The 23,560-nt window shown below is 68.1% G+C and carries 19 protein-coding genes; 8 read left to right on the top strand and 11 right to left on the bottom strand.

Annotated elements, in window-relative coordinates:
- Positions 1–17 precede the first annotated feature (17 nt).
- Both INQ43_RS02325 and INQ43_RS02320 read right to left on the bottom strand, forming a co-directional pair.
- Positions 18–3,209: an efflux RND transporter permease subunit gene (locus INQ43_RS02325; RefSeq protein ID WP_194037000.1), complete on the bottom strand. Its 3,192-nt coding sequence runs from the start codon at positions 3,207–3,209 to the stop codon at positions 18–20.
- A gap of 2 nt (positions 3,210–3,211) precedes the next feature.
- The gene (locus tag INQ43_RS02320) at positions 3,212–4,294 is read right to left on the bottom strand and encodes an efflux RND transporter periplasmic adaptor subunit (RefSeq protein ID WP_228062594.1); all 1,083 of its coding nucleotides are present in this window, start codon (positions 4,292–4,294) and stop codon (positions 3,212–3,214) included.
- Positions 4,295–4,412: 118 nt separating this feature from the next.
- Between INQ43_RS02320 and INQ43_RS02315 the strand changes: the two genes are divergently transcribed.
- From INQ43_RS02315 to INQ43_RS02305, 3 genes are all read left to right on the top strand, one after another.
- Positions 4,413–5,135 (top strand): TetR/AcrR family transcriptional regulator, encoded by a 723-nt coding sequence (locus INQ43_RS02315; RefSeq protein ID WP_194034942.1) that lies wholly within the window; start codon positions 4,413–4,415, stop codon positions 5,133–5,135.
- 111 nt (positions 5,136–5,246) lie between these two features.
- Complete coding sequence (locus tag INQ43_RS02310; RefSeq protein WP_194036998.1) at positions 5,247–5,903, top strand: protein-L-isoaspartate O-methyltransferase; 657 nt, start codon at positions 5,247–5,249, stop codon at positions 5,901–5,903.
- A gap of 15 nt (positions 5,904–5,918) precedes the next feature.
- On the top strand, positions 5,919–7,349 hold the full coding sequence (locus INQ43_RS02305) for a TolC family outer membrane protein (protein WP_194034940.1): 1,431 nt from the start codon (positions 5,919–5,921) through the stop codon (positions 7,347–7,349).
- On the opposite strand, the gene waaA is transcribed toward INQ43_RS02305, so the two are convergent.
- A complete protein-coding gene (waaA, locus tag INQ43_RS02300; RefSeq protein ID WP_194034939.1) occupies positions 7,346–8,653 on the bottom strand; it encodes a lipid IV(A) 3-deoxy-D-manno-octulosonic acid transferase in 1,308 nt (435 codons plus the stop codon). The genes INQ43_RS02305 and waaA overlap by 4 nt on opposite strands.
- A 95-nt stretch (positions 8,654–8,748) precedes the next feature.
- Between waaA and lpxL the strand changes: the two genes are divergently transcribed.
- Positions 8,749–9,708 carry an LpxL/LpxP family Kdo(2)-lipid IV(A) lauroyl/palmitoleoyl acyltransferase gene (lpxL, locus tag INQ43_RS02295; RefSeq protein WP_194036997.1) on the top strand — a complete coding sequence of 320 codons (960 nt, stop codon included), beginning with the start codon at positions 8,749–8,751 and terminating at the stop codon, positions 9,706–9,708.
- Here the strand turns inward: lpxL and INQ43_RS02290 are convergent, their stop codons facing one another.
- The 6 genes from INQ43_RS02290 to INQ43_RS02265 all read right to left on the bottom strand — a co-directional run bounded on the left by INQ43_RS02290 (position 9,709) and on the right by INQ43_RS02265 (position 14,519).
- Positions 9,709–11,127 (bottom strand): O-antigen ligase, encoded by a 1,419-nt coding sequence (locus INQ43_RS02290; protein ID WP_228062593.1) that lies wholly within the window; start codon positions 11,125–11,127, stop codon positions 9,709–9,711.
- A complete protein-coding gene (locus tag INQ43_RS02285; protein ID WP_194036996.1) occupies positions 11,102–12,226 on the bottom strand; it encodes a glycosyltransferase in 1,125 nt (374 codons plus the stop codon). Before INQ43_RS02285 ends, INQ43_RS02290 begins: the two co-directional genes overlap by 26 nt.
- A gap of 9 nt (positions 12,227–12,235) precedes the next feature.
- On the bottom strand, positions 12,236–12,433 hold the full coding sequence (locus INQ43_RS02280; protein WP_193985766.1) for a zinc-finger domain-containing protein: 198 nt from the start codon (positions 12,431–12,433) through the stop codon (positions 12,236–12,238).
- Positions 12,434–12,478: 45 nt separating this feature from the next.
- The gene (locus tag INQ43_RS02275; RefSeq protein ID WP_255518470.1) at positions 12,479–13,078 is read right to left on the bottom strand and encodes a pirin family protein; all 600 of its coding nucleotides are present in this window, start codon (positions 13,076–13,078) and stop codon (positions 12,479–12,481) included.
- Between the two features lie 169 nt (positions 13,079–13,247).
- Complete coding sequence (locus tag INQ43_RS02270) at positions 13,248–13,826, bottom strand: YceI family protein (protein WP_194036994.1); 579 nt, start codon at positions 13,824–13,826, stop codon at positions 13,248–13,250.
- A 93-nt stretch (positions 13,827–13,919) separates the two neighbouring features.
- Positions 13,920–14,519: a malonic semialdehyde reductase gene (locus INQ43_RS02265; RefSeq protein ID WP_194034933.1), complete on the bottom strand. Its 600-nt coding sequence runs from the start codon at positions 14,517–14,519 to the stop codon at positions 13,920–13,922.
- A 118-nt stretch (positions 14,520–14,637) separates the two neighbouring features.
- Here INQ43_RS02265 and INQ43_RS02260 point away from each other — a divergent pair, with 118 nt between their 5' ends.
- Positions 14,638–15,594, top strand: a complete 957-nt coding sequence (locus INQ43_RS02260; protein WP_194034932.1) for a mitochondrial fission ELM1 family protein — start codon at positions 14,638–14,640, stop codon at positions 15,592–15,594.
- Positions 15,595–15,604: 10 nt separating this feature from the next.
- Here INQ43_RS02260 and glnE read toward each other — a convergent pair whose 3' ends face one another.
- Positions 15,605–18,490, bottom strand: coding sequence for a bifunctional [glutamate--ammonia ligase]-adenylyl-L-tyrosine phosphorylase/[glutamate--ammonia-ligase] adenylyltransferase (glnE, locus tag INQ43_RS02255; protein WP_194036993.1), 2,886 nt, complete (start codon positions 18,488–18,490; stop codon positions 15,605–15,607).
- Between the two features lie 39 nt (positions 18,491–18,529).
- On the bottom strand, positions 18,530–18,880 hold the full coding sequence (locus INQ43_RS02250; RefSeq protein WP_194036992.1) for a hypothetical protein: 351 nt from the start codon (positions 18,878–18,880) through the stop codon (positions 18,530–18,532).
- Here INQ43_RS02250 and INQ43_RS02245 point away from each other — a divergent pair.
- The 3 genes from INQ43_RS02245 (at position 18,879) to INQ43_RS02235 (ending at position 23,476) form a co-directional block, all read left to right on the top strand.
- A complete protein-coding gene (locus tag INQ43_RS02245; RefSeq protein WP_228062592.1) occupies positions 18,879–20,192 on the top strand; it encodes a hypothetical protein in 1,314 nt (437 codons plus the stop codon). The genes INQ43_RS02250 and INQ43_RS02245 overlap by 2 nt on opposite strands.
- Positions 20,193–20,301: 109 nt before the next feature.
- On the top strand, positions 20,302–20,868 hold the full coding sequence (locus INQ43_RS02240) for an ECF-type sigma factor (protein ID WP_194034928.1): 567 nt from the start codon (positions 20,302–20,304) through the stop codon (positions 20,866–20,868).
- On the top strand, positions 20,858–23,476 hold the full coding sequence (locus INQ43_RS02235) for a serine/threonine-protein kinase (RefSeq protein WP_194036990.1): 2,619 nt from the start codon (positions 20,858–20,860) through the stop codon (positions 23,474–23,476). The genes INQ43_RS02240 and INQ43_RS02235 overlap by 11 nt, the downstream gene beginning before the upstream one ends.
- Positions 23,477–23,560 lie beyond the last annotated feature (84 nt).

The raw sequence follows: 23,560 nt of genomic DNA, 5'->3' as shown, positions 1-23,560 counted from the left end.
TCCGTCAGAGGGGTCGGTCACCGTCGCATTGTTCCAGACTCGGGCACCTTGACCCGGAACCAGGCCGCATACAGCGCGGGCAGGAACAGCAGTGTCAGCACGGTGGCCACCAGGAGTCCACCCATGATCGCCACCGCCATCGGCCCGAAGAAGGCACTGCGCGAGAGCGGGATCATCGCCAGGATCGCGGCCAGCGCGGTCAGCACGATCGGCCTGAAACGGCGCACCGTCGCCTCGACGATCGCATCCCAGGTCTCGTGGCCGTCGCGCCGGTCCTGCTCGATCTGGTCGACCAGGATCACCGCGTTACGCATGATCATGCCGGACAGGGCGATGGTGCCCAGCATCGCCACGAACCCGAATGGGACCCGGAACACCAGCAGGAACAGGGTCACGCCGATCATCCCCAGCGGCGCGGTCAGCAGGACCATGAAACTGCGCGAGAAGCTGCGCAGCTGAACCATCAGGAGGGTGAACACGACGAACAGGAACAGCGGCACGCCCGCGGCGATCGAGTCCTGGCCGCGGGCCGAGTCCTCCACGCTGCCACCCACGTCCACCGAGTAGCCGTAGGGCAGTTCTCCGCGGATCCCGTCCAGGGTCGGCGAGATCTGCGCCATTACCGACGCCGGCTGGGTGCCGTCGTAGATGTCGGCGCGCACGGTCATGGTCGGCTTGCGGTCGCGGTGCCAGATGATGCCTTCCTCGAAGCCGTACTCCAGGGTGGCGACCTGGGCCAGCGGCACGCTCTGGCCGCTGGCGGTGGGGACCATCAGGGTGGAGAGTTGATCCAGCGCGATCGGCTCATCCTCGCCGCCGCGCAGGACCATGCCGATCAGCTGGTTGCCCTCGCGGTAGGTGCTGACCTGGATGCCCGACAGCGAGCCGCTGAGCACCTGCGACAGCTGCGCCGAGGTGATGCCCAGCGCGCGCGCCCGTGCCTGGTCGATCTGCAGGCGCACGACCTTGCCCGGCTCGTCCCAGTCCAGGTTGACGTTGGCCACGTGCGGGTTGTTGCGGATCTCGTCGCGCACGGCGTAGGCGATCCGGCGCACCTGGTCGATGTGCTCGCCGGAGACGCGGAACTGCACCGGATAGCCGACCGGTGGGCCGTTCTCCAGCCGGGTCACGCGCAGCTGCAGGTCGGGGAACAGCGGCACGATCTCGTCGATCATCCAGCTGCGCAGCGCCTCGCGGGCCTCCAGGCTCTCGGGCATCAGCACGAACTGGGCGAAGTTGGCCGACGGCAGTTGCTGGTCCAGCGGCAGGTAGAAACGCGGCGAACCGGTACCGATGTAGGCGGTGTAGTTGGTCAGGTCGTCGCGCTCGGCCAGCATCGCTTCCAGCCGCTCGGCCTGGGCGCGGGTCGCGCGCAGCGAACTGCCCTCGGCCAGCTCCATGTCGACCATCAGCTCGGGGCGCACCGACTCCGGGAAGAACTGCTGCGGCACGAAGCGGAACATCAGCAGCGACAGCGCGAACGCGGCAATGGTGACCACGATCACCAGCCAGCGATGGCGCACGCACCACACCACCCAGCTGCGGAAGCGCTGGTAGAAGCGCGTCGCGTAGGGATCGTGCGGTTGTTCGGCATCCTGCGGCAGCGGGGCGAGCACGTCGGCGAATGCCGGATGCCGGTCCGCCCAGGCCTGGCGCCGGGCCTGCCAGCGCGCCGCCAGCGAGCCGGGCTTGGGCGGGGCCGGATGGCCGTGCGCGCCGCGCTCGATGCGCGGAAGCAGCTTGTCGCCCAGGAACGGCACGAACACCACCGCCGCGACCCACGACACCAGCAGAGCGATGGTCACCACCTCGAACAGCGAGCGCGTGTATTCGCCGGTGCTCGACGCCGCGGTCGCGATCGGCAGGAAGCCGGCCGCGGTGATGAAGGTGCCGGTCAACATCGGGAACGCGGTCGACTCCCACGCAAACGCCGCCGCCTTCAGGCGATCGAAGCCCTGCTCCATCTTGATCGCCATCATTTCCACGGCAATGATCGCGTCATCGACCATCAGCCCGAGCGCCAGCACGAGCGCGCCCAGCGAGATCTTGTGCAGGCCGACGCCGAAGATCTCCATCACCGTGAAGGTCATCGCCAACACGAGAGGGATCGAGAGCGCGACGACCAGCCCGGTGCGGAACCCCAGCGAAAGGAAGCTGACCAGCAGCACGATGCCGACCGCCTCGGCCAGGACGCGGACGAACTCGCCGACCGATTCCTTGACCGCCGCGGGCTGGTCGGACACCTTGTGCAGCGCCATGCCCACCGGGAGGGTTTTCTGCAGTTGCTCGAACTCGGTTTCCAACGTCTTTCCGAGCGCGAGGATGTCGCCGCCATCGCGCATCGCCACGCCGATCCCGATCGCATCCTGACCCATGAAGCGCATGCCCGGCTGCGCCGGATCGGAGAAGCCACGCTCCACCGTGGCCACGTCGCCGAGCTGGAAGCTGCGATCGCCCACACGGATCGGGAACTGGCGGATCTGCTCGACCGACTCGAACTGGCCACTGACCCGGACCGGCACGCGGCTGCTGGCGGTCTCGAAGAATCCACCCGGAACGACGGCGTTCTGCTGCTGCAGCGCGTCCTGCACCGCCGCCGCCGACACGCCCAGCGTGGCCAGCTTGGTGTTGGAAAGCTCGATCCAGATCTTCTCGTCCTGGACCCCGAACAACTCGATCTTGCCGACGTCGGGCACCTTCTGCAGGGCCAGCTGGATGCGGTCGGCGTAGTCCTTCATCACCGCGTAATCAAAGCCGGCGCCGGTCAGCGCATAGATGTTGCCGAACGTGTCGCCAAACTCGTCATTGAAGAACGGACCGACGATGTCGGCCGGCAGCTCCGGGCGCAGGTCGCTGATCTTCTTGCGCACCTGGTAGAACAGTTCGGGCACCTGCGAGGACGGCATCGCGTCGCGCGCAGCGAAGATCACCTGCGACTCGCCGGCGCGTGAGTAGGAGCGGATGAATTCGTACTCGCCGGTCTCCATCAACTTGCGCTCGATGCGCTCGGTGACCTGCCGGCCGACCTGTTCGGCGGTCGCGCCCGGCCACACGGTGTGGACCACCATCACCTTGAAGGTGAACGCCGGATCCTCGCTGCGGCCCAGCTTGAGGTAGGAGAAGGTGCCGGCGATCGCCACCACCAGCATCATGTAGACCACCAGGCTGCGGTGGCGCAGGGCCCACGCGGAAAGATTGAACCGCGTCACGGTCAGTTGCCCAGTGGCCGGTTGTCGCGGTCCACCGGCGCCACTTCCTGACCCTCGCGCAGCAGGTGACCGCCGGCGGCGACCACCCAGTCATCCTTTTCCAGGCCATCGAGCACGGGCACGCTGTCGTTGCCATACGCACCGATGGACACCGGCTGCAGCTTCAGGGTGGAGCTGGCGCGATCGACCACGAACACCGCCACGCCATCGCCCTGACGCTGCAACGCAGTGAGCGGAACGCTGAACGTCGCGCCGCCCGCGGCGTTGGTGGGGATCACCACCCGCGCGCTCTGGCCCAGTTGCAGCGCGCCTTCGGGTGCGTCCACGGTGGCCCTGGCCGCGAACGTCCGCGACGCGGGATCGGCCGACGGCGACACTTCGCGCACGGTGCCCGGCCAGCGCTTGCCCGGCTGCGACCAGACCTCGACCTGCACCGCCTTGCCGGGCTGTACCTCATCCTTGGCGTTCTCGGCCACCGCAAAGACGATCTCGCGCGCGCCGTCCGCAGCCAGCGTGAAGACCGGCTGTCCGGCGGCAACGACCTGCCCCGCCTCGGCCTGGCGGCTGGCGATCACACCGTCGGCCGGCGCGACCAGCTTGCTGTAGCCGGCCTGGTTGCTGGCCATGCGCAGCTCGGCGCGGGCCGCATTGACCTGCCCCTGCGCCGCTTCGGCGGCGGCATTCTGCGCATCCATGTTGGAGCGGCTGATCAACTGGTCCTTGACCAGTTGCGCGTAGCGGGCCTGGTCGGCGCGCGCCCTTTTGAGGTCTGCCTCCAGCGCAGCCAGTTTGGCCCGCGCAGCACTCGCCTGGGCCTGCTGGTCATCGGGATCCAGCGTCGCCAGCACGTCGCCCTCGCTGACGTGGTCACCGACCTCGACCCGCCGCTCGAGCATGTTGCCGCCGATCCGGAAGGACAGCGGACTTTCCTCATGCGCGCGTATCTCCCCGGTCAGCGACATCTCCGTCGCGGCTCCCGCACCTGGCAGCACCACCAGCACGGGTGGCTTTTGCTGGGGTTCCACATCGCCCCGACCGCAAGCGGCGACAAGCAGCACCAGCAGTGCGACGGCGGCATTGGTCATGACGGACGCGAAACGACCGGTTCGGATACGTCTGCACATGTCGGATCGATTCCTGGAACGGAAGGCTGGAGTGGCACGCACTGTATAAATATAAAACTCCCCAGTCTAGTATTAGGCCATGAACGACTTGCGCTCACGCGGCGACAGTGGCTCCGGACCTGCCTCGCCGCACACGTCAAAACCGTCCAGTCCTGTCGGTCCCGGACGCCCGAAGGACCCGGCCAAGCGCGCTGCCATCCTGGAGGCGGCACGCACACTGTTCCTGCAGCACGGTTTCGAGGGCGTGAGCATGGATCAGATCGCAGCCGTCGCGACCGTCTCCAAACTCACGGTCTACAGCCACTTCGGCGACAAGGAAAAGCTGTTTTCCGCCGCGGTGGCGTCCTATTGCGAGCAGCAGGTGCCACACGCTCTGTTCGAGCGTTCCTCCCGCGTCGAGCTGCGCGAGCGGCTGCTGCAGATCGCCCGCGCATTCCACGCGATGGCCAGCAGTCCCGAAGCCATTGCCGCCCTGCGCATGCTTTCGACGCCCCAGCTCGCCGGCTCTCCGGTCGTCGGCACGTTCTGGGACGCGGGCCCCGGACGCATCAACCAGGAATTGACCTCGCTGCTGCAGCGCCGGGCCGAAGACGGCGAGTTGCGACTGGACCCCATCGACGAGGCAGGGCTTTCCCGTGCTGCCAGCCAATTGCTGGCGCTGCTCAAGGGCGACGCCCATGCCCGGCTGCTGCTCGGCCTGGACGGCCTCGCCGAGGACGATGTCCCCGCCCACCTGGGCTCGGCGGTCGACATGTTCCTGCGTGCCTACGGGGTCGCCGACCCGCCCGCAGTGACTACGTGACCTTGGTCGCGGTGACTTCCGGCACTCCGCCTACCGGCGCGCGGAAGTGATGCTGTGGCTGCGGCGCCGGTACAATAAGCGGTTGACACGTATAGCCCGGGATTCGATCCAATGAGCATGATTGACTACGCAGCGGCCAGGGACTTGATGGTCGAGCAGCAGATCCGTCCATGGAACGTGCTGGATGCACGCGTACTGGACGTGCTGGCAACCATGCCGCGCGAGCCGTTCGTCCCGGCCGCGCACCGCAACCTGGCCTATGCCGATACCAACCTGCCATTGCCGCAGGGTCAGGTGATGCTCAAGCCCGTCATCCAGGGCCGCATCCTGCAGTCGCTGCTGCTGCAGCCCGATGAGGACGTGCTGGAGATCGGCACCGGCAGCGGCTACCTCACCGCCTGCCTGTCGCGCCTGGCGCGCGACGTGGTCAGCATCGAGAAGCATGCCGAGCTCGCTGGCCTGGGACTGGCCAACCTGACGGCACGCGCGATCGCCAACGTCGAAGTGGTCCACGCGGATGCGTTCTCCTACCGTCCCGCCCGCCAGTTCGACGCGGTCTGCGTGACCGGCGCCGTGGACACCATCCCGATGTCGTTCCTGGAATGGCTCAAGCCTGGCGGACGCATGCTCGTCGTGCGCGGCCGCCCGCCGGTGATGGAAGCTGTCGTGGTGCATGTTGACGTCAACGGATCGCGTATCGAGTCGTTGTTTGAGACCGATATTCCCTATCTGGCCGGTGCGGCACCCGTACCCGCTTTCGAATTCTGATCGCAAGGACTCCGCATGATCACCCGCCCCCTCGTACTCGCCCTCGTCGTCGCGCTTGCGCCGGCCACCGTTGCGGCCGAAGACCTGCTCCAGACCTACGAGCTGGCGCGTGCCGGCGATCCGCAGTTCGCCGCGGCCGAATCGGGACGGCTGGCAACCCGCGAGGGCGCAGTGCAGGCACGGGCGGCGATGCTGCCGCAGATCGACGGGACCGCGTCGTACCAGCGCAGCCGCAGCGAGGGCCCCGCGACGCAGAACCAGTTCGACCCGGTGACCGGTCAGCCGATCAGCTTCAGCGGCGATATAGAGACCGAAACCTCGACCCGGCGCCTCGGCGTCAACATCAACCAGATGATCTTCGACCGCGCCCGCTTCACCATGCTCGACAGCCAGAGGGCCCTGGCGCGGGCCAGCGACTTCCAGGTCGACGCCGCGGGCAAGAGCCTGATCACGCGCACCTCGGCGACCTACTTCAACGTACTGGTGCAGCTGGAAACCCTGGCCGCTGCCGAAGCCGCCGAGCAGGCGCTGCAGAAGCAGTTCGACTTCGCGTCCAAGCGCCTCGAGGTCGGCCTGGCTCCGATCACCGATGTGCACGAGGCGCGTGCCCAGTTCGACAGCGCGCGTGCCAACACCATCGTCGCCCGCAACGCCGTGGCCGACGCCTATCAGGCGCTGACCGAGATCACCGGCGTTCCGGTGCGCAACCTGCAGGGTCTGCCGCAGGACTTCCAGCCCGAGCTGCCGGTCGCCGAAGGCGCTGACAGCTGGGTCCAGACCGCGATGGAAAACAACCCCGCGTTGCGGGCCAAACAGCTCCAGGTCCAGTCCGCCGAGGCCGACGTCGGTACCGCGCGCTCCGGCCATTGGCCAACGCTCTACCTGGGCGGCGGCTACTCGGACGGCAAGACCTGGGGTGAAAACACCTTCAGCGCGACCGGCTTGCCAGGCTCGGCGACCCGACCGATCGACAACGAAAGCCGCGGTCCGCAGGTCGGCGTCACCCTATCGGTGCCGATCTTCTCCGGCGGCGCGACCCAGTCACGCGTGCGCCAGGCCATCGCCCAGCGTGACGTCGCCAGCGACCAGCTCGAGCAGCAGCGGCGCGCGCTGGAACGCAACACACGCAACGCCTACCAGACCCTGGTTGCCGGTGTCAGCGAAGTGGAAGCGCGGCGACTGGCGCTGGTCTCCGCCCAGGCCGCCTACGACGCCTCCCAGGTCGGCCTGGAAGTCGGCACCCGAACGGTGCTGGACGTGCTCGTGAACCAGCGCAACCTGTTCACCGCCCAGCAGGAATTCGCCCTGGCCCGCTACAACCACCTGCAGCAGCGCCTCGTGCTGGAGGAAGCCGCCGGCACCCTGGATATCGAAGACGTGCAGAACATCAACCGTCTGTTGACGGTGAACGCCGAGGCCGATGTGACCTCGCCGATCCAGCGCTAGGCTGCTTCCTGCTTTTCTGCTGCCAAGGCCGGAGCCAGCAGCACCAGGGTCTGGGCCAGCGCGCCACGACCTGACTCCACCAGCATCTGTCCGGCCGCGGTCATCTTCCGGCGTTTTGCTGGATCGCCCAGCAGTTCCTCCAGCGCGCCGCCCACGCCCATAGGGTCGGCGCCGATCAGCAGCGCGCCGGCCTCGTCGAGCTGGCGCGAGATCTCGGCAAAGTTGTGCAGGTGCGGACCGGTGACGATGGCGGTGCCCGCCGCCGCCGGCTCCAGCAGGTTGTGCCCGCCGACGTCCTGCAGGCTGCCGCCGACGAAGGCAACGTCCGCACAGGCGTAGAAATGCAGCAGTTCGCCCAGGGTATCGATGACGAACACGGCATCCCCGGCGGAGGGCCACTGGGCGCGTGATCGCGTCGACACCTGCCACCCGGATGCGCGCGAATGATCGGCGACGACCCGGAAGCGTTCGGGGTGGCGCGGCGCCCACAACAGCAACAGGTCCGGATAGCGTTCGCGCAGCCGGCGGTGGATGGAGATCACCGCGGCCTCCTCGTCCTCATGCGTGCTGGCGGCGATCCACACCGGTCGGCGACCGCAGTGCGCCCGGCACTCCGCGGCGAATTTCTCCAGCCCATCGGGCACCATCACGTCGTATTTCAGGTTGCCCACGTCGACCACCTGCGCGGAGCGCGCGCCGAGCTGCACGAAGCGCATCGCATCGGCCATCGATTGCGCCGCCACCGTGTTCACCGTGCGCAGCGCCCGCGACACCAGCGGCGCCAGCACACGGTAACCCCGTAGCGAGCGCTCCGAGAGGCGCGCGTTGAGGATGAAAGCCGGCACCCCATGGTCGCGGCACCCGAACAGCAGGTTCGGCCACAGCTCGGTTTCCATGATCAGCCCCGCGCGCGGCCGGTAGTGGCGCAGGAACCGCGCCACTGCGCCGGGCAGGTCGTACGGCAGGTAGACATGCTCCACGTCATGCCCCCACAGCGCGCGCACGCGTTCCGAGCCGGTGGGTGTGATCGTGGTGACCAGCAGGTGCAGGTCCGGGCGGCCCCGGCGGAGCGCATTCACCAGTGGCACGGCGGCGTTGACCTCGCCCACCGACACGGCGTGCAGCCACAGGGTGCTGGTGTGGGGAGAATCGCCATATCGGGCGTAGCGTTCGTTCCAGCGCTGGAAGTAGCTGGGCTGGCGAAAGCCACGCCAGATCAGGTGGTAAATCGTCAGCGGCACCAGCAGGTACAACACGGTTGAATACAGGCCGCGCAGGAGGCGCTCGATCAGGTCTGTTCGCATCGGCCGAGGATACTGTAACGCCCGCGCGCACCGGGTCGCACGGGCGTTGCCGTGGCGGGCGGCTCGCATCGTCCGCCCCCGGTAGAATCCACCGCATGGCTGCAAAACCTCCTCTGCGCGACCGTGATCGCAGCGTCGCAAGCCCGACCTCTCCCGGCCCGGCGCCGCTCAGCCCGCGGCATTGGCCGGCGTGGCTCGGGCTGGGCGTGCTCTTGCTCGCCGCGCGCTTGCCGTGGGGCTTGCAGCGCGCGCTGGGCGCCGGAGTCGGCGCGCTCGCGTTGCGTTTTGCGGGCGATCGCCGGCGCGCTGCGCAGACCAACCTGGAACTGTGCTTTCCCGCGATGGAGGAGGCGGAACGAGAAAGTCTGCTGCGGAACCATTTCCGTGACCTGGGCATCGGCCTGTTCGAGTTCGCGCGCGCCTGGTGGGGATCCGTCGAGCCTATGCGGCGAACAGCGCGCATCGAAGGTCTGGAGGCGGTCGAGGCGATCCGCGCCAGCGGTCGCGGCGTGCTGCTGGTGTCGGGTCATTTCATGACCCTGGAGATCTGCGGCCGGCTGATGTGCGACCACCTGCCATTGGCCGGCATGTACCGGCGCCACCGCGGTGCGGTGATGGAGTGGGCGGTCAAGCGCGGTCGCCTGGGCCACGCCAGCGCGATGTTCGCCAATGCCGAGCTGCGGCCCGCCATGCGCCACCTCAAGCAGGGCGGGCTGCTCTGGTATGCGCCCGACCAGGACATGCGTGGCAAGGACACGGTCTTCGCGCCATTCTTCGGCGTGCCGGCCGCCACCATAACCGCCACCCACCAGTTCGCCCGAATGACCGGCTGCGCGGTGGTGCCCTTCTTCCACCGCCGCGAAGGCGCCGACTATGTGCTGCGACTGGGTGCCGAGCTGGCGGACTTCCCCTCCAGCGACGCGGTCGCCGACAGCACCCGTGTCAACGCGGCAATCGAGGCGATGGTGCGCGAGGCGCCCAGCCAGTACCTGTGGATCCACCGGCGCTTCAAACGCCGGCCGCCGGGCGCCAGTTCGCCCTACCCGCCGCGCTAGTCACTCCGTGCCGGTGGTGGTATCCGGGAGGCTGCGCACGGCCAGCAGGCTGCCGGCGTAGAGCGCCGCGAGCAACAGCGTCAGGCCACCCCAGAACGTCGAATAGAACGCCAGATGGGTGTTCAACGGGAACACGGTCACCACCAGCGCCAGCATCGCCGGACGCGCCCGCTCGCGCGCCTGCGCATCGGCGAAACGCCACGCGCGCCACGCCAGGGCTGCGCCGGCCAGCCACATCAGCAGGCCGAAGAAGCCCGTTTCACTGAGGATTTCCAGGACGATCTGGTGGGCGTGGAAGGCCGGCCCCTCGCCCCACTCGGCCTGCTGGTCGCTTTGCGGATCGCAGGCCGGGAACGCCTCGCGGAAGCCGCGCGCGCCGACACCGTTGAAGGGATGCTCGCGGACCATGCACAGCGCAGCGCCCCAGATCCGGGTACGACCGGAGAGCGCGCGGTCGACCCCTTCCTCACTGACCGCGAAGACATGCGTGGTGCGCTCCAGACGCTGGCGCACATCGCTGGACACAACGCCCAGCACGCCCAGCAGGATCGCCCCGGCGGCGAACACGGCGAGCAGCTTCTTCCATCCCAGCAGCCGCCAGCCCGACAACACCAGCACCAGCAGGTAGGTGATCCACGAGGCCCGCGAACCGGCCAGCATCACCACCACGCCGACGGCCGCCGCCGCAAGCAGCCAGCCGACCGCATGCGCGCGCTTGGCCGCCGCGTACAGCGCGAACGGGGACAGGCTGGCGAGCACGATGCCCAGCTTCAGGTTGCACGGACCGAACACCCCGCTGAGGCGGTCCACCGCGGCCACCTCGCTCACGCTGCACATCGCGTGACCGCTGATCGCCTGCTTGATCGAGTCGATGCCGAAGAACAGCGGGCTGGTGCCAATGCCTGCCTGCACCAGCGCATCCACGGTCCAGACGGCGATGATGATCGCCAGGCCACCAAACGTCGTGCGACGCCCGCGCTCGTTGGCCACCGCCGCGGCCGCCAGCCAGAGGAAGGGCAGATAGCGCAGGTCGACCGCGGCTTCGCGCAGCGCCCGCCCCGGATCGATGGAGTCGAACGCCGACACCAGTTGCGGCAACCAGTAGGCAAAAAACAGCACGCTGGTCAGCGCCCAGGCCTCGCCACTGAGCAGGCTTACCCCGCCGCGGAACCGCGAGCTGACCAGTTTGGCGATCGCCACCAACGCACCCAGCACCAGGATCGCCTCGGCATAACCCGGCGCGGGCCACAGCGCGACGTAGGCCAGGATCCACGCCGGCGCCCAGCGCCAGCCCTGGATCGCCCGCCCGGCCAGCGCGGGTCCGGCGGGCGCGGGTACTCCCTGCTTGGATCCGGCCGGCGCGCCGCGCTCGGCGGCGATGCCGGCGGACCGGTCAGTTGATGAGTTCGGCATAGACATCCAGCGTCGCTTGTTGCATCGCATGCAGGGTGAAGTCGGACAGATCGGGCATCGTACCGGCTGTTGTCGACCCGCGGTCCAGCAGCGCGAGCGCCCGCTCGTGCAGCAGCGACACGTCGAACGGGGGTACCGCTGCCTGCGGTTGCAGCCGGGACAGCAACTCACCGACCCCGCCGTGAGCCCAACCAAGCACGGGACGACCCACCGACAGGGCCTCGATCACGGTGCGACCGAACGCTTCAGGCTTGCGCGAGAGCTGGAGCACGAGATCGCTGGCCGCGTAGGCACGGGCGATCGCATCGGTCGGTGCGGTGAACGCGATCGCATCGCCGACCCCGCGCTTCGCTGCCATGGCTTCCAGTTCCGCGATGTAGGCCTCACGCCCGGGCTCGCGCGCGCCGGGCAGCCAGAGCCTCGCGTCGCGGCCGTCGGCGCGCAGCCCCACCAGAAGCTCGACAGCGTCGGCGTGGCCCTTCAGTCGAGTCCCCCTTCCCGGCAGCAGCAGGAGCGGGCCATCGCCAGCCAGCGCCGGATGCTGCGCCTCGGCCCACGCCCGCGCGGCGGGGTCGGGCAGCGGCGCAGACGGGAAGGCGGACGGGTCGATCCCGCGGGGAATAACGCGCAGGCGCCTGGCGTCGCTCTCCGGGTAATGGGCCATGACGTAATCGCGGACACTTTGCGACACGCAGATCACCCGTTCCCCGCCGACCATCACCGCGCTGTAGCGCGACGGCGAGTTGAGGCCATGCACGGTCGAGACGAGGCGCGGGCGACGCGCGGGGTTGATCCCGGCCAGAGCGAAGCGCGCGATCCAGGCGGGCAGGCGCGAACGCACGTGGACGATGTTGATATCACCGCGTTGCAGCAACCGGCGCAGCGGCAGTACGCGCGAAAGCGTCAGTGGCGACTTGCGTCCGATATCCAGCGTCACGTGCTCGCCGCCAAGGGCGAGCAGTTGCGGCAGCAGGCGGCCGCCAGCGGATACGACGATGGCACGATGGCCGGCCGACACGAGGGCCTCGGCGATCTCGAGCGTTGAGCGTTCCACCCCACCCGATTCCAGCGCCGGCAGCAGCTGGACCACCGTGATCGGGCGCATCGCCTTGGTTCAGTCCTGCAGGACGAAGTGCGCGCCGCAGTAGAAGCAGGTGCTCTCCAGGTCTTCCTCGATCGACAGGTACACGCGTGGATGAGAGTTCCACAGCGCCATCGACGGTGTCGGGCAGCTCAACGGCAGGTCGGCGCGCGTCACGGTGTAGCGTCGCTCGGCGTTGGCCTGGGTGGGATGGTCATGGACTGCGGTCATGGCGGCGATCACGGACGGTACAAGACAGCCAGTTTACCAGCTGCCTCAAGCGGGCAGGTCGAACCAAAGCAGCCCGGCCGGGGTGGCGCCCGCCCCGGCCAGCTCGAGGCGTCCGGACTCGCCAGTGAAGCCCAGCGCGTCGCCGGCAAACAGATCACGCCCATTGACAATCGCCGCACCAGTGGCGACGTGCAGCCAGTAGCGTCGCGACGGCTCCAGCGAGCGGACCTCCGCAGCGCCGGGCGCGACTCGCAGGTGGCAAAGACGCGCGTCCTGACGGATCGCGATGCTGTCGTCTTCCCCATCCGGCGATGCCAGCAGCTCCCAGCCGTGCCCCGGCGCGGCCTTCCGGATGCCCGAAGCGGGCTCGGCATTGACCCGGTCGGGCTGAAGCCACGCCTGCAGGATGTGCAGCGGCTCCGCGTCGGATGCGTTGAAGTGGTGGTACTGCATTCCGTGGCCGGTACCCAGCCAGAGCAGATCGCCTGCGCGGATCACCCGTTCCGCTCCGCTGCTGTCGCGATGCGCCAGCGCGCCGGAGAGCACGTAGGTAAACACTTCCATGTTGGCGCGGCGGCACGGCGCAAACCCCGCACCGGGCGCGAGACGGTCCTCGTTGAGCACCCGCAGCACACCGAATCCCATCCATCGCGGGTCGTAGAAAACCCCGCCGGAAAACGCGTGCCGGCGCTCCCGCCCGTCTGTCGAAGACGGGCCGGAGCCACGGGACGCGGAGGGTCGCTCAAGGATCACCGCATGCTCCCGCGTTGTGCTCCTGCCTCATATTCCAGCGCCGCGCTCCTACCCGGTATCCCTACCCGGCTTTTTCGGACGACGCCTCGGTGGTGATGCGGATGTCCACCTCGTCGCTGACGCCTGGCGCGTACATGCCGACACCAAAGTCGCTGCGCTTGATCGTGGTGTGGGCATCAAAACCGATCGTCGGCCGCTTGCCCATGTTCTCGCCCACCTTGTTGAGCGTCACGTCCAGCACCACCGGGTGCGAGTTGTCCTTGATCGTCAGCTCACCGGTGACCTTCAGCTTGCCTTCGCCGGCGGACTCCACGGCGGTGCTTTTGAAGGTTGCGAGTGGATAGGTGGCGACGTTGAAGAAATCCGGGCCTCGCAGATGCTCGTCAAACTTCGCGGTAAAGCTGTTGAGACCGGACAGCGGCAGGGCCACTTCGACGCTGGAGGCGGCGACGTTGTCGGCGTCGTAGATCAGGATCCCTTCGGCCTGGCCGAAATGGGCCACCGGATTGGAAAAGCCGAAGTGGTTCCACTGGGCGATCACGTTGGTATGGCTGGGATCGAGCTGGTAGGTGACGGGGGCGGCGATTGCGAAGTTGGCGGTCGTGGCCAGCGCGGCGGCGAGGACAAGTCGTTTGATCATGGGAAGGCTCCTGGGATGTTGGGAAGACTCAAATGGGAAGGCTGCGATGGGAAACGTGGCGCAGGGCAGGCGTGGGAACGCATCACAAAACCGTCAAACGATCCGCGCTGCCTCCTCGAAAGAAAGTCGTGGCAACCGCGGGAAAATCTTATCGTCGTTGCCATAACCGAGGTTGACGAGAAAGTTCGACTTGATCGCCGTACCCGCGAAAAACGCGGCGTCGACCCTGGCATTGTCAAAACCGGACATCGGCCCGGTGTCCAGTCCCAGCGCCCGCGCCGCCAGGATCAGGTACGCACCCTGCAGGCTGCCATTGCGGAACGCCGCTGCCGTGCGGCCTTCCCGCGGACCGGCAAACCAGCTTTTCGCATCGGTATGTGGGAACAGGTACGGCAGCTTTTCGTGGAAATCCTCGTCGAAGCCGACAATCACCGTAACCGGGGCGGCCATGGTCTTGGCGTGATTGCCCTCATCCAGGGCTGGCTCCAGAAGCGCCTTGGCCTCCGCCGACTTCACGAACACGAAGCGCGCCGGCGACATGTTGGCGCTGGTCGGGCCCCACTTCACCAGATCGTAGAGCTGGCGGAGCGTATCGTCACTGACCTCGCCACCCAGCTCGTTGTGGGTGCGCGCGGTGCGGAACAACTGGTCCAACGTTGCCGGTGCGAGGGGTTCGGGTCGGGACGGGGCCATCTATGATCTCTCCGTGGATGCGGTGGAATCGACGCTCAGTGGGAGCTGCAAGCCGGCCAGTGTAGGCGTTGGCAGCCGCCACGCACGGGCGCAACCTTGGAACGTATTGCAGGCACAGATGAAACGCCAAGCGGAAAATCCGAGCGTCTGGACCATCACCGACGGCAACGCCGGCAACCTGCGCCAGGCGCACGCGCTGGCACGCGCGCTCGGCATGCCAATGCGCGATTGGAGGCTGGACACGCGCGCGCCGTGGCGTTGGACCGCGCCCCGCGGTATTGCCGCGGGCCACGCCTTCGGCGCCGGGTTCCATGATGCGTTGGCCGGGCCGCCCGCGTTGGCGATCGGCTGCGGGCGCCAGGCGGCCCTGGCCACCCGGCTCCTGGGGCGCCACGGCAGCGCGACGGTGCAGATCCTCGATCCACGCATCGCCACGCGCCATTGGGACCTGGTGATCGCGCCCGAGCACGACCGTCTGGTGGGCAGCAACGTGATCCCGGTGCTCGGCAGCCTGCATCCCGTGGACGCGCACTGGCTGGCGGAGGCGCGGCGTCGGTTCACGGCTCTGGCAACCCTGCCGCAACCGCGCACCGCGTTGCTGCTCGGCGGTGCGAGCGCCCATGCCAGGCTGGACGCGGATTGGCTGGAGGCGCTGACCCTGGAGGTAATGCGCCAGGTCGACGAGGCAGGCGGCTGCATCATGGCGACCACATCGCGCCGCAGCCCGGCCGGGTTGGGTCAGCGGCTGCAAAAGCATTTCGCCGGCCGCAGCGGAATGCTGTTCACCCCGCCGGGTGACGGTGCCAATCCCTACCCCGGCCTGCTGGCCTGTGCCGACCGGATCGTCTGCACCGCCGAGTCGGTCAACATGCTCTCGGAGGCGTGCGCCACAGATGCCCCGGTGTTCGTCGCCGGTCTGGACCGGCTGGGCGGGCGTCCGCGCCGGTTCGTCGATCGCCTGCTGGAACTGGGTCGCGTGCGCACATTCGACGGGTCCCTGACGGATTTTCCGGTCACGCCGCTGCGCGAAACCGGCCGGGTCGCAGACGAGGTCAGGCAGCGCCTGTCGCTGTAACGCCCGCTTTTCAGACCCGACGGCTGAAGTCGAGTCCATGCTCACCAGCCGCCAGCTCAATCGCGGCGCGGGCGCGCTCCACCGGCGCGTCGGGCACCATCCGCCGGGGCCGGCGATCCAGGCTGCAGTCCAGACTGCGGGAGAGCAGGATCTCGTGGGCTGCCTGCAGTTGCGTGCGGGTTTCCCCGTCGATGATCCCCTCGTCATGAAGGGCCGCGATCAGGCCGTGGGTGTCCTGGGTGTCCATCACGCCCGGACGGCTGGCGGCATGCTCCAGCACGAGTGACTGCAGCACGAACTCCAGGTCCACCAGCCCGCCCTGGCCCTGTTTGAGATCGAACATGTCGCCCTTGCTGCGATCCAGTTCGGCGCGCATGCGCGCCCGCATTGCCGACACCTCCTCGCGCAACTGCTGCTGATCGCGCGGCCGTGACAGGGTGGCGCTGCGCACCCTGGCAAAATCCGCGGCCAGGGTGGTATCACCGGCAATGGGCCTCGCACGCACCAGCGCCTGGTGCTCCCAGTTCCACGCGCGCTCGTGCTGGTAGGCATCAAAGCTGGCCAGGCTGGATACCAGGACGCCCTTGGCGCCATCCGGCCGCAGGCGCACGTCCACCTCGTACAGGCGGCCGGCACGGGTGGGCGCTTCCAGCAAGGCGACCAGCTTCTGCGCCATCCGCGCGGACCAGCGCGCGGCATCCAACGGTCGCGGTCCATCCGACACGGCATCGGCACCGCCAACGCTGGCCGGCGTGTCGTAGAGGAAAACAAGGTCCAGATCCGAGTCGAACCCCAACTCCTCCCCGCCCAGGCTGCCGTAGCCGATTACCCCGAAACGGGTCGCCGGAAGACCGCCATGGGCGGCGATCATTTCCCTGGTGGCCATTTCCAGCACGCGGTTCACCACACCTTCGGCCAGCCAGGCGACCTGGCGCGCGCTTTCCACCGCCGGCTGGCGATGGTCGCGATGCGCCATGGCAATGCGGAAGCTGGCGGCCTGGCGCACTTCGTTGAGCGCGTTGAGCACCGCCTCGACGTCTTCCTGGCTGCGTTTCCCGCGCGCCGCAAGCTGGCCCGCTGCGTCGCCCGGCACCGAGCGAGCGCCCGAGCCGTCACCCTGCAGCCCGACCTCGGCGCAGGCCTGGATGAGCTCGGCGCGACCAGGCAGCTCGCCAGCCACGCTGGCGTCGAGCAGTTCGTCCAGCAGCAGGGGATGCACTGCCACGCGTTCGGCCAGCAAGGCGCTTTGACTGGTCACCCGGACCAGTCGTGCCAACGCGGCGGGTTGCTCGTCCAGCAGCGCCAGGTAGGCGGTCCGGCGCAGGATGTTCTGCACCAGCGCGAGCAGGCGGCGCAATGCGAGCGCGGGTTGGCTGGATCGCGCCGCCCCTTCCATGAAGGCCGGCAGCACGCGGTCCAGGCGTGAGCGGGTGGCGTCGGTCAGCGCGACAACGCCGGGGCTGCGCGCGAAATCACGCAGCAGGCTGTCGGCCCCGGCTGCGTCCTCGAAGCCGGCCTCGGCCAGGATCGCCGCATCGCCGCCATCGGGAAGCGCCAGCCAGTACGCCGCAAGCTCCCCCTCGGTACGGTTGCCATGGCGCGGCGCCAGCAACGCCGCGAACTCCTCGCCCACCACGCCGCGGTGCCGCTCCAGTTCCGCCCGCAGTTCTGCCCAATCGGAAAATCCCATGCCGATTGCGATGCGTTTGCGCGTCGCCGGCTCCACCGGCAAGGCATGGGTTTGCTGGTCGGCGAACATTTGCAGCCGATTCTCCAGATGACGCAGGAAACGGTAGGCCGCGGTCAGTTGGGCGCCAGTCTGCACCTCCACTTGCCCGGCATCGACCAGTGCCGCCAACGCCGGCTGCAGTGAACGCTCGCGCAGGTGCGGATCGCGCCCGCCGCGGATCAGCTGCAACGCCTGGGCGAGGAACTCGATCTCCCGGATCCCTCCGGGCCCGCGCTTGATATCGTCGGCAAGCTCCTTGCGCGCCACTTCGGCCGCGATGGCCGCCTTCATCGCACGCAGGCCGTCCAGCGCGCCGTAGTCCAGATAACGCCGGTAGACGAACGGGCGCAGGAGCTCTAGGAACTCCGCGCCGGCCGCCAGGTCCCCAGCCACGGGTCGCGCCTTCTGCCACGCATACCGCTCCCAGTCCCGCCCTTCGCGCTGGAAATACTGCTCCATGGCCGGAAACGACCAGGCCACCCGTCCCGCATTCCCATAGGGACGCAAGCGCAGATCCACGCGGTGGCAGAAGCCATCGACGGTGACGTCGTCGAGCAGGCGCGCGAGTTTCTGGCCGAGGCGGGAAAAGTAGTGTTCCGCCGCCAGTGGACGCGGCCCGTCGGACGCATCAGACCGGTCGCCGGGCGGCTCGTAGCCGTAGACCAGGTCAACGTCGGAACTGAAGTTCAGCTCGCCTCCACCCAGCTTGCCCAGTGCCAGCACCACCAGCCGCAACACTTTGCCCGACGCGTCCCGCAGCACGCCATGGCGCTCGATGAAGGTCGCCTCCAGCGCGTCCAGTGCCAGTTGCAGGCAACGCTCGGCCAGCACAGTGGTGCCGGCGAGTGTCGTGTCGATGTCGTCCAGTTCGAGCACGTCGCGCCACACCAGCCGGGTGGATTCGGCGGTGCGATAACGACGCAAGGCAGACGGCCATGCCTCGGGAGCGTCAGGGTCAAGCTCCGGCGGCGGGATGGCAGCCGCGCCATCGTCCTGCAACAGTCGATCCAGCAGGCCGGGCTGGCGGGCCAGGGTGTCGATCGCAAAGTCGCTGGCGATGGCCACGGCCTCCAGGCGGGCGGTGGCGCAGTCGTCCAACTGGGCGATACCGGCAGGCTCCAGCTTTCGCAGCAGCACGGCGGATTCGATTGGTTGGGGTGGAGTCATGGGACGGATAGTGGCATGAGCGCATCGTGGCCCATGGCGTCACGCGTGGATCAGCGCGAGCCCCGTGACCGTTGCGCCGGAGCGGGAAATAAAAAGCCCGCCCCGGACGAACCGGTTGCGGGCCTGCTCCCTCCCCCACGTCGGGATGCAGGTCGACTGTGAAGGATTTGTTAGCAGGGTGCACGCTGCAGTGCAAAATTGAACTGATGGGGTTATGAATTGCAACTGCACGGCGTGTCCCTTCACGGCCCAGCCCGCGTCGGCGGCCTTTAATACAACGGTTCGATCGCGCTCGGGAGCAATCGAATCCGCGTTCATCGGCTGCAAAGCCGCGACGTCACCCGGCAATGGAGGGAACGCCGTGTTCAAACGCGCGATGGGAATCGGCATGGCCTTCATCGGGCTGATTGTCGGAGCCGGCTTCGCCTCCGGCCAGGAAATGCTGCAGTTCTTCGTGGCCTTTGGAAGCTGGGGCATCATCGGCGCGCTCGGCGCTTCCCTGATCATGATCGTCAGCGGCATCGCGATGCTGCAACTAGGAAGCTATGTGGGCGCGAAGGAGCACACCGCGGTCTTCCAGCGCATCACGCAGCCGGTGGTGGCGCACTTCCTCGATGCCATCACGATCATCACGTTGTTCTCGATCGGCTTCGTGATGTTCGCCGGCGGCGGCGCCAACATGGCACAGCAATTTGGCTGGCCCGTCTGGGTGGGCGCAGTCATGACTCTCGCCGCGGTGCTGGCGGCCGGAATGTTTGACGTCAACCGGGTGTCCACCCTCATCGGCGCGATGACGCCCTTCATCATCCTGTTCCTCACCGGCGCCTCGGTGTGGACCCTGGCAACCAGCGATTACGACATCGCCGCACTGAACCTCGCCAGCGCCCAGGTGCAGACCTCGCTGCCCAACTGGTGGGTCGGTGCGCTGAACTACGTCGGCCTGTGCGCGATGACCGCGGTCTCGATGACGATCGTCATCGGCGGCAACATGCTCGATACCCGCGCTGCGGGGCTGGGCGGGCTGATCGGCGGGCTGATGTACCTGATGCTCCTGCTGCTTGCGGTGATGGCCATGTTCCTCCGCGTCGACGTCGTCGGCGGGGACGACCTGCCGATGCTGAGCCTGGTCAACCTGCTGCATCCAGCGCTGGGCACGGCGATGGCGGTGGTGATCTTCGGCATGATCTTCAATACCGCGCTGGGCCTGTTCTACGCACTGGGCAAGCGTTTGACCCGCGCCCGGCCGGAGCGCTTCCGCGCCGTCTACATCGGCACGGTGCTGGTCGGGTTCGTGCTCAGTTTCGTGGGCTTTCGCGACCTGGTGTCCTACGTCTATCCGGCGCTGGGATACCTGGGACTGGCCATGATCGTCGTGTTGGGCGTGGGCTGGTTCCGCCGGCGACACCGGATCGCCGCCGAGCTGAGCCGGCGACGACGACTCCATCGCCTGGCCTTGCGCCACCTGGATCCCGGTCGCCAGTTCAACGAGGAACACGCCGCCGAGGTGCGCCGGATTGCGCGCGAGTCCGCGTTGCCTGGCGCGGAACTGCGCCAGGCGATGCTGGACGAGGTTGATGCGGTCCTCCGGGCCGACCCGGATATCGACTACCCGCCGCCGGAGGACGATGGCAATGCCGCCAAGGCAGACGCCGATGAGGTGGGCGATCCAGACCTGCCGCGGCGGCGACAACCGGATCGCTGACGCCCCGTCGGCCCGCCAAGCGGACCGGTTTCCGTGCTAGTGACATCGCGCTGCCTTCACAGGCACACTGTCAGGGGGTCCACTCGGGCGCTTGGGGGCACCGGCACGGATGGCCGATTCCGAGATCACTGAACTGCTTGTACTGGCGCGCAGCGGTCACCCTGATCGCCTCGGCGCGGTGTTCCAGGCGCTCTACCCGGAGCTGCGGCGGCTCGCAGGGTCGCGGATCTATGGCCGGCAATCCACGGTCACGCCGACCGTGCTGGTGCACGAGCTGTTCCTGCGCATCAGTCACTCCGCCCCCCTTCCGCTGGTCGACCGGCAGCATTTCTTCGCCGCCTCCGCCCGGGCGATGCGCTGGATCATGATCGAGCACGCGCGTGAGCGCGCCAGCGGCAAGCGTGGCGGCGGCCAAGTGATGATCAGTCTGGACGACGAGATCCCGGCCGCGCCCGCGGCGCTGACGAATGTATTGATGCTAGACAAGGGTCTGGATGCCCTGGAGGCGATCAGCCCGCAGCGCCGCCACATCGTGGAGCTGCGCTGGTTCGCTGGCATGGAGTTCGGTGAAATCGCGGCACTGGTAGGGGTTTCCGAGCGCACGGTATACCGCGAGTGGGAACGCGCCCGGGCGTTCCTGCAGGCGGTGCTGGAGGACGGCGGCGATGAGGCCTGAGGCGTTGGCGCAGTGGCGGGCCGCCGATGAGGTCTTCAATCGCTGGCTGGACCTGCCGGCCGGGGATCGCGATGCATGGCTGCAACGGCAAGCGCTCGAAAGCGAGGTCAGGCGGCGTGCCGAGCAACTGGTCGCGGCGCACCAGCGGCCACGCGCGTCCATCGACCCGGCCGGTAGCGACCTCGCCGGCTGCCAACTGGGCGCGTGGACGCTGGAATCGGAACTGGGCCGGGGCGGCATGGCGGTGGTCTACCATGGCTGGCGCGAACAGGGCATGGCCCGCCAGCAGGCGGCGATCAAGATCCTGACCCTGGGCGCGCTTGGAGCCACCGGCAGCGATCGGTTCCACCGCGAAGCGGCAATCCTGGCGCGGCTGGCCCATCCCAATATCACCACGCTGATCGACTCGGGGGTGGCCGCGGACGGAACGTGCTGGCTGGCGATGCCCCTGGTCACGGGCAACCGCATCGATGACTGGTGCGAATCGCGCGCACTGGATGCCCGCGCGATCGTCCGCTTGTACCTGCAGGTGTGCGACGCGGTGGCCAGCGCGCACCGCAACCTGGTTATCCACCGCGACATCAAGCCGTCCAACGTGCTGGTGGACAGCGATGGACAGGTGCGCCTGCTCGACTTTGGCATTGGCCAGTTCACCGATGTGGAAAGCGAGCGCACCAGCACCCTGTGGCGGGCGGTGACGCCCGGTTACGCGGCACCCGAGCAGCTCCGCGGCGACCCACCCACGACCGCGATCGATGTCTACGGCCTGGGGGCCCTGCTGCACCGGCTGCTGACCGGGCGCACGCCACAGTCGGACAGTGGGACCGAGACCACCCGCCCCTCCCTGCTGGTGCGCCCCAGCGGTAGTCCCTACCACAGGCATTACGTGCCGCTTCGCAACGACCTGGATCGGGTCCTGCTCAAGGCTTTGGCCGAGGAGCCCGGACAACGCTACGCAACCGCCGAGGCGATGGCGGAGGACCTGCGCCGCTGGCTCGATGGTCAGCCGGTACTGGCCGAAAAGCCGGGCGTGCTCTACCGGGCGCGCAAGTTTGTTGTCCGCAACGCGGTGGGCGTGGCCGCGGGGGTGCTGTTGCTGGCCAGTGTTGCCGGTGGCGTCGGCGCGACGCTGTGGCAGGCCCGTGAAGCACAGCGCGAGGCCGAAAACGCCCGTGCGCAGGCACAGCGCGCCGAGCTGGTCCGCGATTTCCTGGAGCGCGTTTTCACCTCCACCGATCCGGCGGCTGGAGGCGTACCCGACGCCCTGGAACTGCTGGACGAGGGCGCCCGCCGCGCACGCTCAGACATCCTCCGGACCGACCCGCTCGCCGCCGCGGATATCCTGATGCTTACCGGCGGCGCGCGCTTGGCCCTAGGGCAGTACGACGAGGGGAGAGAGGACCTGGAAGAGGCGAAGTCGCTGCTCGGCAACCCCGAGGCAGGCGCATTCCGGGAGCATTCGCAGATCGAAAGCCACCTCAGCCAGCTGAGCCGGATGCGCGGCGACGGCGCAACGGCGCTCCGCCACGCTCGTGCCGCGCTCGCGTTCGCAGAGCGGGCCCAGACCGACGCGGAGGACGCACAAACATTGCTGGCCGCTCGCGTCTACTTGGGCATGGCGCTGTTCGCAGGTACGCCGGAAGCGGCGGCTGCAGAGTTCGAGCAGGTTCTGGCGGCACTGCCTGCGGCAGGCTTGAAGGAAACCGAACTGCACCTGACAGCACTGGACGGGTTGAGCGCATCGCTCAGCGTCCTCGAGCCGGTAGACATCGAGCGCATTGTCGAGCTGGCCGAGGAGCAGATCCGGCTCTCGCAGCTGATCGATGGGCCGGAAAGTGGGCAGTATGCCAACACACTTGCCGACCAGGTTCCGACCTTCAGTCGCGCCGGTAACCCGGAACGCGCTGAAGCACTGGCGCTTGAGGCCGTCGCCATCGCCGACCGCGCGTACACGCGCCCGCACCACAATCGGGCCGCCGCGCATTGCCAGCTGGGTTCATACCTGACCTGGCAGGGCCGCTACGGCGAAGCGTTGCGGTACTTCGCGATCGCCGATGAGATCAACTCCGCCCTGGCAATCAGCAACCTCCACGCCGAGGCCTGCTTCCGCTTCAGCGGCTACGTGCACGCGGCGCAGGGAGAACATGCCAAGGCCCTGACCAACCTGATGCACAGCTGGAAGATCCTGGGTGAGCACGACCAGCACAACTCGGCTTCCGGCGAGTCGTCCTGTGGGGTACGCGCCTCGGTCCATCTGCGCCTCGGCGACATCGCTGCAGCGGAGAAGGCGCTTGCCGAGTGCGTGCCGGATGCGGGAACAACCCCGCAGATGATGTTGACCCAGGCCCAGGCGGAGCTGCATCTGGTGCGTGGACGATTCACGGATGCTGCACGCCTGGCAGCCGGCATGCGCGAGGAACGCCCGCCCGCGGCGGATGACCGGTACTGGATGCGCCCGTGGATGCTCTCGCTGTTGCTGGCGCACCGCACCGGAGACACCCAGTCGCGGGAGATGCTTGTGGCCGGACTCGGCGATTTCGCCGCTACACCGACCCTGTCGCAATGTCTTGAACGCCCCACTGAGGTGAACTGCCTGGCGTTGCCGTAGTGCGGGTGGCTGGGGCCCTTCCGCACAGGAACGACATTCCATTCGCTGTCCGTCCTTGATCCGGTTCGCGTAGTCGGCCCGAAG

The sequence above is a fragment of the Lysobacter sp. H23M47 genome (genome assembly GCF_015209765.1).
In the GTDB taxonomy this organism is placed as follows: Bacteria; Pseudomonadota; Gammaproteobacteria; order Xanthomonadales; family Xanthomonadaceae; genus Novilysobacter; species Novilysobacter avium.
Note: the sequence above shows the minus strand (reverse complement) of the source record. Positions and strands in the feature narration are given on the sequence as shown.